The organism is Mediterraneibacter faecis (assembly GCF_055383675.1).
This window is the reverse complement of sequence record NZ_AP043803.1, coordinates 508,398-521,703: the sequence shown is the minus strand read 5'-3', so window position 1 is coordinate 521,703 and position 13,306 is coordinate 508,398. Positions and strand designations below refer to the sequence as shown.

12 protein-coding genes are annotated in these 13,306 nt (G+C 36.0%); 4 read left to right on the top strand and 8 right to left on the bottom strand.

All coding sequences use genetic code 11. The annotated features are described in order from the left end of the window. The first annotated feature begins 184 nt into the window (after positions 1–184). Together ACZ47Z_RS02530 and ACZ47Z_RS02525 are read left to right on the top strand one after the other, a co-directional pair. Positions 185–862 (top strand): helix-turn-helix domain-containing protein, encoded by a 678-nt coding sequence (locus tag ACZ47Z_RS02530; RefSeq protein ID WP_015528018.1) that lies wholly within the window; start codon positions 185–187, stop codon positions 860–862. Further along, a complete protein-coding gene (locus tag ACZ47Z_RS02525) occupies positions 817–1,761 on the top strand; it encodes an IS3 family transposase (RefSeq protein ID WP_464526040.1) in 945 nt (314 codons plus the stop codon). The genes ACZ47Z_RS02530 and ACZ47Z_RS02525 overlap by 46 nt, the downstream gene beginning before the upstream one ends. Before the next feature lie 365 nt (positions 1,762–2,126). Here the strand turns inward: ACZ47Z_RS02525 and ACZ47Z_RS02520 are convergent, their stop codons facing one another. From ACZ47Z_RS02520 to frlC, 7 genes are all read right to left on the bottom strand, one after another. Continuing rightward, the gene (locus tag ACZ47Z_RS02520; RefSeq protein ID WP_055146688.1) at positions 2,127–3,191 is read right to left on the bottom strand and encodes an SIS domain-containing protein; all 1,065 of its coding nucleotides are present in this window, start codon (positions 3,189–3,191) and stop codon (positions 2,127–2,129) included. A 29-nt stretch (positions 3,192–3,220) separates the two neighbouring features. Next, positions 3,221–4,021: an alpha/beta hydrolase gene (locus tag ACZ47Z_RS02515; RefSeq protein ID WP_055146685.1), complete on the bottom strand. Its 801-nt coding sequence runs from the start codon at positions 4,019–4,021 to the stop codon at positions 3,221–3,223. Positions 4,022–4,031: 10 nt separating this feature from the next. Next, on the bottom strand, positions 4,032–4,757 hold the full coding sequence (locus ACZ47Z_RS02510; protein WP_054752171.1) for a GntR family transcriptional regulator: 726 nt from the start codon (positions 4,755–4,757) through the stop codon (positions 4,032–4,034). 22 nt (positions 4,758–4,779) lie between these two features. Further along, the gene (gene frlD / locus ACZ47Z_RS02505) at positions 4,780–5,574 is read right to left on the bottom strand and encodes a fructoselysine 6-kinase (RefSeq protein ID WP_022075166.1); all 795 of its coding nucleotides are present in this window, start codon (positions 5,572–5,574) and stop codon (positions 4,780–4,782) included. Between the two features lie 17 nt (positions 5,575–5,591). Further along, positions 5,592–6,323, bottom strand: a complete 732-nt coding sequence (locus ACZ47Z_RS02500) for a GntR family transcriptional regulator (RefSeq protein ID WP_054752169.1) — start codon at positions 6,321–6,323, stop codon at positions 5,592–5,594. 35 nt (positions 6,324–6,358) lie between these two features. Beyond that, complete coding sequence (locus ACZ47Z_RS02495; protein ID WP_278461549.1) at positions 6,359–7,705, bottom strand: amino acid permease; 1,347 nt, start codon at positions 7,703–7,705, stop codon at positions 6,359–6,361. A 170-nt stretch (positions 7,706–7,875) separates the two neighbouring features. Beyond that, a complete protein-coding gene (gene frlC / locus ACZ47Z_RS02490) occupies positions 7,876–8,712 on the bottom strand; it encodes a fructoselysine 3-epimerase (RefSeq protein WP_054752167.1) in 837 nt (278 codons plus the stop codon). 557 nt (positions 8,713–9,269) lie between these two features. On the opposite strand from frlC, the gene ACZ47Z_RS02485 reads away from it, so the two are divergent. Then, positions 9,270–10,823, top strand: coding sequence for an amidohydrolase (locus ACZ47Z_RS02485; protein WP_054752165.1), 1,554 nt, complete (start codon positions 9,270–9,272; stop codon positions 10,821–10,823). Between the two features lie 64 nt (positions 10,824–10,887). Further along, positions 10,888–12,417: an FGGY-family carbohydrate kinase gene (locus tag ACZ47Z_RS02480; protein ID WP_055158210.1), complete on the top strand. Its 1,530-nt coding sequence runs from the start codon at positions 10,888–10,890 to the stop codon at positions 12,415–12,417. 112 nt (positions 12,418–12,529) lie between these two features. On the opposite strand, the gene ACZ47Z_RS02475 is transcribed toward ACZ47Z_RS02480, so the two are convergent. Continuing rightward, entirely contained in the window at positions 12,530–13,297 is a 768-nt protein-coding gene (locus ACZ47Z_RS02475; protein ID WP_004614184.1) for a GntR family transcriptional regulator, read from the bottom strand. Between the last annotated feature and the right edge of the window lie 9 nt (positions 13,298–13,306).

Genomic DNA, 13,306 nt, shown 5'->3' with positions numbered 1-13,306 from the left:
AAACACACTTTCATTCTAAAGAGAAGTGAATTAATCGCATTATAAACGAAAAAATGCATTAATCGAAAGCATGTAATCTTTAAAAGGGGCTGTCGCTTTAACGAATGAATTTTCGTTGATATGCTCCCTTCTAGGTAGACAAGTGAAATAATAAAAACTTGTCACTTAGGAGGGAGCATATTTTATGTCTAAAAGAAAAGTATCTGTTGAGGATAAGACATATGCTGTAAATCTATATCTGGATGGAAAAGAAAGCCAACGGCGAATTGCCGATATGTTTGATGTAAGTCTTGCATCTGTCCAACAATGGATTCGAAACTATGAATCTATGGGAGTAAATGCATTCACATTGAAAGGAAATAAAAAATATTCCAAAGAATTGAAACAACAAGCAGTCTTAGATTATTTAGCAGGCCATGGTTCTCAAAATGATATTTGCAAAAAATACGGGATCCGTTCAAAAGGTAAGTTACAAACTTGGATAAAGAAGTATAATGGTCATGTAGAATTAAAATCTTCTGGAACAGGAGGAAGCATTGTCATGACCAAAGGAAGAAAAACCACTTTTGAAGAACGGGTTGAAATAGTACAGTATTGTATCGCACATGATCGTAATTATGCCCAAACAGCAGAACAATACCAGGTGTCCTATCAACAGGCTCGCAATTATATAGTCAAATATGAAGCTGGTGGAGTGGAAGCTTTAAGAGATAACCGTGGCAAACGAAAACGTCCCGATGAAATGAGTGAATTAGAAAAGCTGCGTGCTGAAGTTAAAATTTTAAAAGCAGAGAAAGAACGTGCTGAAATGGAGGCATCTTTCTTAAAAAAACTCGAAGAAATAGAGAGGAGGCGGGGCTAAGCCTGATTCGTCATGAACATATATATCAGGCAATCAGAGAAGAACACAAAGAACATAATTATCCAATCGCTGCACTTTGTAAACTTGGCAGAGTTTCCAGAGCCGCTTACTATAAATGGTTGCATAGAGAAATTCCTGAAAGTGAACAAAAGAATAGACTCATTGCTGATGAGATAGAAAAGATTCATACAGAGTCACCGGATAAAGGCTATCGAAGGATCAGAGATGATTTGGAACGATATCATGGTATTGATGTAAACGATAAACGTGTACTACGCATTTGCCGTAAACTTAATATAAAATCAACTGTCAAGTATTCTAACAACGGATGCACAAGACAGGCTGCAAACCCTCAGTATATAGCGGAAAACATACTTAATCGGGAGTTCACTGCCAAAGCACCAAATGAAAAATGGCTCACTGATGTGACAGAATTCCATTATTATATTGGAATGGAAAAGCATAAAGTTTATCTAAGTGCAATACTGGATCTATATGATAGACGGATTGTTTCGTATGTTATTCGTGATAAGAACAACAATGCTTTGGTGTTTGATACGATAGACAATGCTTTACTTAGAAATCCTGGTGCGCAGCCACTGTTTCACAGTGACAGGGGGTTCCAATATACGAACAGGACATTTCATACAAAACTTGTAAATGCTGGAATAATACAAAGCATGTCGCGAGTTGCTAAATGTATCGACAATGGACCAATGGAAGGGTTTTGGGGAATTCTGAAGAGAGAGCGATACTATGGAAAACGATTCACTGATAGAAGTACTCTCGTAAAAATGATCGAAGATTATATAGATTACTACAACAACAAACGTTTGCAAAGGAATCTTGGAATTTTAACACCAATGGAAAAACATGAAATTTACTTGCAAGCTGCATAAAAACTGCCAGCAGATAAATTTCTGCTGGTAGGAAAAATTTATATTTTTTCAATTGTCTACTTGACGGGGAGCAGTTCAAAGCGACAGCCCCTTGCAAATTTTTATATACACTTTTATTATCGCTCTATATTTTCCGCTAATGTCATCAACAGCTTATCACCATTCCGATTAATCATCTTCATTTATTTCGTGGTTACTGAGCAATGACCTGAGTTTCGCCCCGCCAGATTTTATAGTTCTAAAAATAGTCAGGTGAAATAGTTCAATTAACCTTTTCACCTGACTATTTACATAGCAAAGAGTCTCTGTACAATTACTTAGTGTAACAGCACTCATTCTACCAATATCTTTTAAAAATCTAATTCTTAATAATCAAACTGACGATAATATCTACGAATAGAAAGTGGATGTCTTAAAAACAGCTCCATATATGCATCTACACGATTATTAACACCATGCATTACCAAATGAGAAATTGTTCCTCTAAATTCTGGACTAATTCCTTTTAATTCATGTTCTTTTGTATCAATAATAGTATAGTTTGCATTTACACGTGGAAGAAATTTTGCAACACGCTCAGCTAATGGTCGTTGTTCATCCTCTCCCATAAACAGAGTAACTGGTGTATCTTCAACGATAATCTCCTGCATTCCGTGGAAAAATTCTTGACAGCTAATAGATTTTGTACGGATCCACATCTGCTCCTCCCAATAGCACATAGCATAGGAATAGGTTGCCCCATACTGATTTCCTGATCCAATAAAGTAATGAGGAAGATCTTTATGTTCTTTCCAAAATGCCACCTTATTTTTTGCATACTCATATGCCCACTCATCGGAATCTTTCTCAACCTGAGCTAATACATCCGCAAGATTAGCTTCCATCTCTTTATTATAACGGTCATAATCATCAAATTCACCATTTTTATACATCAAGTAATTTGCAACCATATAAAATTTCAACTGCTCATTCATTGGATAAACAATCAGATAATCTTGCTTGTCAGGCTGTGTGAGAGTAGTACCTGGATTATCGATGAATGAAAATACTTTTGCACCTTTTTCATGTACTCTGTCCACTAATTCAACCATTTCTTTTGTATTTCCAGATACTGAAGATATAATTACTACAGATTTATTTGTAAATTTTTTGTTTCCTGTAGTCAAAAACTCAGCTGCATTTTCAACAAATACTGGAAGCTTTGAACGGCCACGCATATATACTTCCACCTGCATACTGGAAGCATAAGTACCTCCAATACCAATAAAATAGATTCCATCAAATCCTTCTTCCCAGATTTGATCAATAATTTTTTCAATCTGCGGACGAAGAGCAAGTGCTCCATTCACACTATCAATCTGTGCTTGCTCGTTAAAATTACGCAAACAAGCTCCTTCTGTTTCTTTCCACGCTTTTGCTTCATATTTCATAGTTGATATCTCCTTTCACTACTTTCTTTTTAATACAATTTCGTTGTCTGCAAATCTAAATTTAAGAAAAATTGTATAGCACGTTGAATCATTTTATCCCAATAAGGCCACTCATGATCCCCTGGTCCTTCCATATAAACATGACCATAACCATTACTTTCAGCGACTTTTCTAAATTTCTGATTATTTTCATATAAGAAGTCTTCTGTACCACAAAATTGAATTAACCTTGGACGATTTTCGTCTTTAGCAAGTTTCTCTACCAAAAACAGTGGATTTTCCCACTCTTCTGGTTTTCCTGCTTCTCCATGAAAACTCTGTATTTCTTGTGGCGACATATCTTCCCAATTTCCGGCAAGTACCATCTCCGTAAATCCTACATAATCGAGTACTCCTGATAAACTTGCCACAGCTTCATACTTCTCTGGTCTATTCAATGCAATCTTCACTGCACCATATCCACCCATACTCTCTCCAGCTATAAATGTATTTTCTCGTCTTTGATCCAAATGAAACCATTTCCCACAAATAGCTGGAAGTTCATCTGCAACATAATGGAAATAATCAATTCCAACTTTTCCTGTTGTGTAAAAACTACGTTGAACTTCAGGCATAATTATTATGAAATTATATTTTTTTGCATAATATTCAATTTTAGAAAATCGCGTCCATTCATCACTATTTCCTGACAGTCCATGAAGTAAATAAAGAACCTTCGGTGTTCCCTCATAAAGAGGTGTTACATCATTAGAAACATCTGGGAAAATAACATTAATCTGTGTTGTCATTCTTAAATTTTTGGAATAAAAATTTCCTGTAAATAATCCCATTATTTTAATTTTACCTTTTATCTGAAAATTGTACATTAAAGTTACATTTATCACCACGCACATAATTGCGATTGAATTCGATTGCCCTTCCATCCGTATCATACGTAAGACTTTGAAACAACATCACGGGTGTTCCTGCATCTATTCCCAACAGTTTTGCATCATTCAAACTAGGACGAACCAAATCCAATGTCTGCTCTGCTTCCGCTAAATGAATCCCATACATTTCATATACTTCATACACAGAAAACACCGATAAATCAATCCCCTCCATTTTGGGAATTAAATAATGCGGTATATATAATTCCTCTAAAGAAATCGAATCTCCGTCAGCATAACACATGCGCTTAATATAAAAAATAGGATCTTCTGGTTTAATGCCGAACATGTTTCCATACAAATTTCCTGCCATTCTTAGATACTTAGACACAATTCTAAAAGATGGTTTCATATTCCTATCTACCATCGTCTGCGTAAAGCCTTCTAACTTCTCCATGTTTCGTTCGATTTTATGTCCTAAAACGTATACTTCTTTATCAGAAATATATTTCAACAATCCTTCTTTGACCAAGACTTCTATGGCTGTTCTCACGATTTGCTTCTGAACACCAAACATTTCAGCCAATTCTGTATCAGTAGGTATTTTTGTACCAGGATATAAATCACCATCTTCTATTTCTATTCTTAAAATCTCACTCACTTGCTGAGTGATCATTCTTTTACAGGCAGTTTTCATATTTCGGCTCCTTATTTTTTAGTTACCATGCTCCAAAATACTTTAATGTTTCTGTTGCATTTGCTGCACCTTTTTCCATTGCCCCTTCTATAGAAAGTCCATCTACAATTCCTGTTAAAAATCCAGCAATATAACTATCTCCAGCTCCCATACTATCTACAAGATGATCACAAGGAACGATTCCAAAACGATGATATCTTTCACCATCATAACACAAACTGCCTTCTTCTCCCATCATACAAATGACAAGCTTAGGTCCCTGTTTTTGAATTCTTTCCATTTGTTCTCTTACCTCTTTAGTATCTCCTGTATCCACAGAATAAAAGAGATAATCTGTATATGGTATCGCTTTTACACTTTCCTCTGAATCTGGGCTTGTCGCACAATCAAAGGCAGTAACAATTCCTTTTTCTTTCAACTCTTTAAACTGTCCTTCTACTTTGCCCCAAACATCACAAATTACAACATCAAAATTTTTGATATAATCAATATCTTCATCTGTTAATTTATATTTTTCCAATACGCCTTCGTCGTAATCTCCAAATACTCTTTCGCCATCTATCAATTCAACCTGGGTAACGGCTGTCTTTCCTTTTTCTACACGCAAATGCGAAGTGTCAACGCCTTTCGCTTTGATAGTTTCTATCATAATCTGTCCGTAGACGTCATCACCTACTGGTCCAATATATGCAGCCTCTCCTCCTAAACGGAGTGTATAAACTGCCATATTTACCGGGCCTCCCCCCGGAAATGCTTTTCCACCATCTATATTGTTATAATAATCAATACAGTTACTTCCAACTGCCGCTAATCTCATACGATATCACTCCTTTTTTATCTGGTGTCTCGCCTTGTTAGAACATTCGTATATTGTACCTGATCTGGTCTCGCCATAATCCTAAAAAACTCAATACCTACTCCTCTATCGTCGTTTACAACACCTGACTGATAGTACAAGTATTGTCCTTCTTCTACCTTCAACAATTTAGCTTCTTCTTCTGTGGCAAATGTAATTTCTACTTTCTCCGTCCCTTTAGTCAACAATATGCCTAAATCCCTTAGAACTTTATATAAAGATTCTTCTGCAAAATTGTGAGCTTCCAAACCTTCACACTGTTCGTAATTAATGTAACTATTCTCAATCATCAAAGGAACATTGTTTCTAATCCGCAAGCGATATAAATGAAATACTTTATCTCCCTCTTTTATCTGAAGTTTTCTTGCAACATATCCATCACACGTCTCAATTCTAGAGATTAATACTTCTGTCCAAAGAAAGTACCCTGTTTTTCTCATTGCTTCCGAAGTAGACTGAATTCCCTTTATATTCCTAACTAATCTCGGAGGTGCCACAAAGGTTCCAGATCCTTTTACACTATATAGTTTTCTTTCTTCAATTAGTTGTTGAATAGCTGTATGGAGAGTGGAACGATTCATTTGCCACATTGTACACAACTCCCGTTCGCTCGGAAGCTGTGTATGTGGTTTTAGTTGGTTTTCTTGTATATACCATTGAATCTGCTCCATCGCCATATCTTGCGGACGAATTTTTTTTATTTTCTCCATACAGTTCTCACCTTCTCAACATATTAAGCTAATGCTTATGCACTTTCTTTTTTATTTTTTCTATCCCAATAATAGAATACTGGAAGTCCTGTAGCTACTGCCACAAACGCACAAATTAAGCTCTGCATTGGCGCATATGTAAGCTGGCCCCAAATAAGTGTAGCTGTCATAATAATTGCAATAAGAGGCATAATTGGACCACCTGGGCATTTATAAGATGGATCGTATCCATGTTCTTTGCCTTTTTTTCGAAGCACAAAGATTGTACCGAATGTAAGCACATTCTTTAATAATGCTACCATTGTAAAGTATCCTAGCAATGCTGACAAGTTTGAAGCAAAAATTAATACGATTGCAACCGCACACTGTACGATAATTGAAAAATAAGGAGTTTCGTATTTTGGATGAACTTTTGCAAAAGATTTAAAGAATAAATTATCTTTCGCCATAGCATACTCGATACGTGGCTGGTACATAATACAAGATGATAATGAACCAATTACAACAATAATTGCCATAATTGCAACAATTGTACCTGCATACTGTCCAATTCCTGGAAGCTTAGATGCCAACAATGCGATTGGAGCATCAGATGTAGCCATTTCATCAATAGAAAGAATTCCAGAAGCTACAAATGTTAATCCTGCATAAAGAGCTAGTACAATAACTGCTGTAAGAATAAGACCCAAAGGCATATTCTTTTTCGGATTTTTAATTTCGCCTGACATATAACAAGCAGCTCCCATACCATCATATGACCATGTTGTTGAAGCTACACCTGCGATTAGCGCAGCAATTCCAGTTTTTGCATATCCTTCCAAAGGTGCAGAAGATAATAAAATATCCCCCTGAAGATTGAATAAACCAATACCAATAACCAATGCAAATGGTAAAATTTTAAGAGCTGTAATAATTGTCTGGAATTTTCCACCGCCTTCTACCGAACGCATGTGTACTCCCATGAAAATTAATACAAATACTACAGCAACCAGCTTTAATACAAAACCATGAATCGGAACAAAAAATGCAAGATAATTCACAATTGCTAAAGCCATGATTGAAATTGACGGTGGGTCAGTTGCCCAAAAGCTGATCCATCCACACAAGAATGCGAGTGGTCGAGATCCTGCTTCACGGAAGTAAACATATTGTCCACCATCCTCTGGATAGGCAGATGCTAATTCCGAATATACAAAGTTTGCTGGAATCTGAAGCAATCCCCCTATAATGAATGCTAATACCAGAAACAAGCTACTACCGGCAGCATTTGCTACCTCAGATAAAGATGAAAAAATACCAGAGCCTACTGTAGTACCAACGCCAAGTGCAATAACAGCGCCAAGTCCAAGTTTACGACCAAGTTCGTTTTTGTTTTCAGACATAAAAACTCTCCTTTCCTTTTAAACAGAGTATAATTGAAAAATCTTGTGCACGACTTTTCTTTTTTTAATTTTCTATTATCTTCGATGCTTTTATATTGTAAACAGCTATCTATCTTCGCTATCACAATTTCTTAAATAATCTATTACTTTTTATTTATTCACTTTCACATTTAAACGATTCCTGCCTCGGCCATTAGCTCACGCATGTTATCAATGGCACGTTTCGCATAAAAACGTGGTTCGTTAATATAATTTGTAACCAATTCAAGTGTTGCAGTTTTATCATAACCTATTCGTTTCATTTCATATAGCATTTCTTTAATTGGAATATTTCCCTCTCCTGGTATCATATGGGTGTCTGATCCATTTTCTCCATCAATAATATGCATATGATCCATCTTATTTCCGAGTTTATCAAAATATGCCATAATACTTTCATGCTGTACAAATGGTGGAACAATATCACACATGCCGACTACATATGGATTATCCACTCTTCTAAATAGCTCCACCAAATCATTTGCTCTTGTAAAGAAATTAGATTCATACGGTGTTAAAGCTTCAACTACCAGCTTGATTTCTAGTTTTGCTGCATAATCTCCCAACTCTTGAATATTTTTTTCTAATCTGCTCCACAACTGATCATATGTAGCAAGATATCCGCCGTTTGCAGGACTTGTAAGTACAAATTCCGCACCCATCTCTTTTGCCATTTCAAGAGACAGTTTCAGATAATCAACAGCATCTCTTCTCTGAGCCTCTGAACCAATCATATAATTGTAAGGATAGGCATTATGCTCCGGTGTGTAACCAAGCACCGGCATTTCATACTTTTCAATTAATCGGCGAACTTCATTAATATCTCCCGCTTTCAGATCCGGTGCATATGCATGTGGACGCCCACCCCAAAGCTCGATATAATCATAACCGTACTCTTTAGCATCCATAAAACAATGCTCCAACGGATTCCTCTGATATCCCGATGTAAACATTCCAACTTTTAACATTTTTTCATTCCTCCTTGTTGTGTTTTGTTGGTAAAATTATATAATAATTAAGCACAATTTTCTATTCGCAAGAGGTCTAAAATTCAATTATAAAAAATGTATAAAATCCCATAACCATGTTGTTTGTTATTCAAATTCTATACCAATTATGTTATTCTGCATATTTTATCCTCTTTATTTTCTCTTTATTTTCTCTTCTTTTTATGCATTATGCACATAGTGGTATGTTTTTGATTTATATTTATACCAGTTTCATCAGATACACTTATTTTGTTACTTATTTTTTAGTTATCCATCCAATTGCCAATGCTTTGTGCACCATGATAACTTATAAGTGTTCTAATAAATAGTGTGCAATATCTGTTAGAACACTTCGATGACTTTTATTCATTAAGGAACGAGCATTCAGCTTTGATTTTTTTGTTGCTGGATATCTGACCTTTCTAAGGTTCATCTGTTATTTGATGTCGCCTCACTTTTACTCTTAATATCTTTATTTTCCTATATATAAGTTATGTCTTTACAAATATCATTAATCATTAGGAGGTTTAAATAATATGTCTGAATACGCAGATCTTATTTTATTATCAAACTGTATTTTTACAGCCACAGAGGAAATACCCTTCTCTGGATATATTGCTATCAAAAACGACCGGATACTTTCTATCGGAAAAGGATTGGCTCCTACTGAACTAATAGGAACAAACACAAAATATCTTGATTATGGGAACAAAACAATTACGCCTGGATTCTCCGATGTACATTGCTTTTTCACAGGTTATTCTGTAGGATTTGTTGGAATAGACTTATCCGCAGCTACTTCTCAAGAAGATATACTGAATTCAATTAAAGAGTATGCGAAAGGAATTCCTGCAGACAAACCTATTTTGGGACATGGTTGGAACTCCGATACAATCCAACCTAATGGAACAGATTTGTTAGATGAGGCTTTTTCCACTCGCCCTGTTCTTCTGTTTGCAAAAGGCTGCGAAACTTGTTGGATGAATCAAGCTGCTATAAATCGTTATCAGTTTACCCCGGAAACCTGTTATCCGGAGAGTTATGTTCGCTTTTTACCAGACTTACTTGGAGATAAAGACTTTATAATTCCGGAATTTAAGCGCTATATTAAAATGATGAACAGTAAAGGAATCACTTCCATCAAAGAAATGGGATTCGATGATTTCTACGGATTTACCGACATTCTCGCAGAACTAGAATCCGAAAACGCTTTAACTATCCGCGTAAACTTTATGAGCCAACCTGTTGCTGAACCTTTTAATCTCTCATATGGCAAGGAAATGCGTGAAAAATTTAAAGGAGAGTTTGTTCGTTTTTCTGGATATAACCAAATGACCGACGGTTCTATAAGCGAACTTTGCGGTGATTTGAAAAAACCTTATTCCTGCGCAGATACGACCTGTGCACAAGACATTGATTGGGATCTTTTAGCAAACGATACCTTTAAAGCTGATACCGAAGGATTTCGTTTCTCATTACATGCTCAAGGAGATGCTGCTATTTCAAAAGTATTAGATATTTATGACTCTTGCCAAAAAGATGAAAATGGAAAACTTATAAATCGTCACAGTATTACCGATCTTGAATTCAGTGATCCAACAGACTTGGAGCGTATGGGAAAATTAGGCGTAATTGCTGAAATATACCCTCAAATTCAATCTATCGCAAATCGAAAAGACAAACTTGCCATGATTGAAGAAAAGATTGGTATGGATCGCGGACAGTATTATTGGAACAGACGTAAAATGGCTGACAGCAATGTGTTATTAAGTTGCGGAACTGATCTTCCACTTCTTATTGATGATATCCCAGAATCTATTTATCATGCAGTCGGAGGATACTTCCCTGAAGGTGGAGAGCCATTTAACAAACAAAATATGCTGACTATTCCTGAGTTGCTAACTGCATGGAGTGCTGGCGGTGCTTATAATCTATATCAAGAGAAAGAGCTCGGCACACTGGAAAAAGGAAAAAAAGCTGATATTGTCGTATTCGACGGAAATCTATTTGAAACAGCTATTGAAGAAATTCGTTCTCGCAAAGTAGAAGTAACTTTTCTCAACGGACGAATCGTATATAGCCATGAATAAATAAAAAAATATCTCTCTTATCTAAACAGTTTATATTCTCTTTAAGAAAGGAATGGAAATATTTATGAAAGAGTCTTATTTTATGGGGATTGATACTGGAACAAACTCTAGTAAAGGTGTATTAATCAATTCTCACGGAGAAATTATAGCAGAACATACAACTGAACATGCAATGACAAATCCTGCCCCAGGTCACTATGAACATGATGCCGACAAAGATTGGTGGGGAGATTTATGTATTATAAGCAATGCACTGATTGAAAAATCCAAAGTTTCACCATCTGACATTAAAGCAATCGGAACAAGTGCACTTGGTGCCGACTGCCTACCTGTCGACGATCAGTGTCGACCTCTACGCAAAGCTATCCTATATGGTATTGATGCACGTGCAACCGATGAGATAGAACAACTCACAGAAATGTATGGGGAAGAACAGATCCGACAGTGGTACGGACGTCCATTATGCTCCAGTGATGTAATGCCTAAGATTCTTTGGATAAAAAATAAAGAGCCAGATATATATGCAAAAACCCACAAGTTTCTAACAGGCTCTAGTTTTATAGCAGCAAAACTTACTGGTAATTATGTAGTCGATCGTTTTTTAGGACTTGCAAGTTTTAATCCACTTTATTTTAATGATGGAACACCAAATCCTGAAACTTGCCTACCAATTTGCCGCCCTGATCAGCTAGCAGAAGTGAAGGAAGCAAATGATATCGCAGGTTATGTAACTGAAACCGCTTCAAAGGAAACGGGTCTTGCAGTTGGTACTCCAGTCATTGTAGGAACAGATGACTCCGGCGCAGAAGCAATCAGCACTGGCGTTGTTGCCCCTGGTAAAATGATGATTCAATTCGGTTCTTCCATTTATATGATTCTCGGGACAAAAGAATTGGTTGATGATGAACGTTTATGGCGTGAAGAATTTATTGTACCAGGACTTTGTGATATATCTGCCGGCACTAATGCTGCAGGCTCTCTTACTAAATGGTATAGAAATACAATTTTCCCAGATGCACTCGAACTAGAGCAAAATGGTGGTCCTGATGCTTATATCACCATGATGCAAGATTTGGATAAAATTCCTGTTGGAAGCGATGGCCTTATTACACTCCCTTATTTTGCTGGTGAAAGAACTCCAATAAATGATCCTCTTGCAAGGGGAATTCTATTTGGATTAACGCTTGCTCACACGCGTCAGCATATGTACCGAAGTGCTTTGGAATCTGTTGCATACTCAGTAAATCAGCAATTAAAGATCATGCTTGAGCACGATGTTCCTATCGACCAGATTTTTGCCGTAGGTGGTGGTGTTAAAAATGACTTATGGATGCAAATTGTTGCAGATGTTACTGGTAAAGAAATCAGTACCCCTGCCATTACTGTAGGTGCGAGTTTTGGCGATGCTCTAATGGCTGCATCGGGAATCAAATATTCAGGCTTTGAATCTTTCAACAAACTTACAGATTTCATTAAACCTGGAAAAACCTATCATCCTAATAAAGAAAACCATGAAGCATATAAAAAATATCAGAATATTTATGATTCTCTTTATCCTGCTACTGTAAACTTAATGCATTGTTTGTCAGACTAATCTTTGTAGATTAGACTTTATAAAGACTATGTGATAATTCTTTCATCAAACAAAAAGTACAGCTGTATGAGTTTTTAATAACTCTTCTGCTGTACTTTTTAAATCTATTATTTTATTCATGAAGCTGAATTGTAAATGAAGTCCTGTCACTTCTGATAAAAGAGCGGCTATACGCAATCGCTCTACCATTATTGTCCCAGTAATCACAACTCAACATAATTAATGCTACTCCATTTGGAATATCTAATAATTTTTTTATCTTACTCGTTCCATCTATAATCTCCATTGTTTGCTGCATACTGGAAATTTCTATTCCATAAAATGCAAAAATATCTTTTATTGTAAAAACTGATGAGTTCACTACTTCTAACTTCGGCAAAACATCTTTTGGTACATATATATCTTCAATTGCCAATGGCTCACTATCCAAAGTTATTTGATGTCGTACACAAAAGATTAAATCATCTGGCTCAATATTAAAATAATTTGCATACTTATTTCCTGCTGGTCTATATATTTTTGCCTGCTCCTTTATCGAAACTCTTTTTGTTCCTGAAGACATTACATTAACAAACCCACCATGTTCATCCAGGTTTTCTTCGTATTTATCACCAACAACAAAAACACCTTTTCCCTGAACACGTCTCAAAATTCCTTCATTAACTAATGTATCTACTGCGTTGCGAACAGTCAATCTATTAATACCATAAGTTTCTGCTAATTTATTTTCAGACGGAATTGCTGTTCCTGGAAGGTACTCTCCCTCTTCTATTCGATTTCTAATAATTTCTCTCAATTGAAGATAAATTGGTGTACGATAACTTAATTTTCCGTCTTCACGCTCTTCATTTTCTTCGGTATAGTTCAATTTATTATCCATAAATCTGCC

Bases quoted from the DNA above. Each gene is read 5' to 3' on its own strand.
- ACZ47Z_RS02530 (WP_015528018.1), top strand. From the start codon at position 185: ATGTCTAAAAGAAAAGTATCTGTTGAGGATAAGACATATGCTGTAAAT.
- ACZ47Z_RS02520 (WP_055146688.1), bottom strand. From the start codon at position 3,191: ATGAAATATGAAGCAAAAGCGTGGAAAGAAACAGAAGGAGCTTGTTTG.
- ACZ47Z_RS02515 (WP_055146685.1), bottom strand. From the start codon at position 4,021: ATGGGATTATTTACAGGAAATTTTTATTCCAAAAATTTAAGAATGACA.
- ACZ47Z_RS02510 (WP_054752171.1), bottom strand. From the start codon at position 4,757: ATGAAAACTGCCTGTAAAAGAATGATCACTCAGCAAGTGAGTGAGATT.
- frlD (WP_022075166.1), bottom strand. From the start codon at position 5,574: ATGAGATTAGCGGCAGTTGGAAGTAACTGTATTGATTATTATAACAAT.
- ACZ47Z_RS02500 (WP_054752169.1), bottom strand. From the start codon at position 6,323: ATGGAGAAAATAAAAAAAATTCGTCCGCAAGATATGGCGATGGAGCAG.
- ACZ47Z_RS02495 (WP_278461549.1), bottom strand. From the start codon at position 7,705: ATGTCTGAAAACAAAAACGAACTTGGTCGTAAACTTGGACTTGGCGCT.
- frlC (WP_054752167.1), bottom strand. From the start codon at position 8,712: ATGTTAAAAGTTGGAATGTTTACATCGGGATATCAGAGGAATCCGTTG.
- ACZ47Z_RS02485 (WP_054752165.1), top strand. From the start codon at position 9,270: ATGTCTGAATACGCAGATCTTATTTTATTATCAAACTGTATTTTTACA.
- ACZ47Z_RS02480 (WP_055158210.1), top strand. From the start codon at position 10,888: ATGAAAGAGTCTTATTTTATGGGGATTGATACTGGAACAAACTCTAGT.
- ACZ47Z_RS02475 (WP_004614184.1), bottom strand. From the start codon at position 13,297: ATGGATAATAAATTGAACTATACCGAAGAAAATGAAGAGCGTGAAGAC.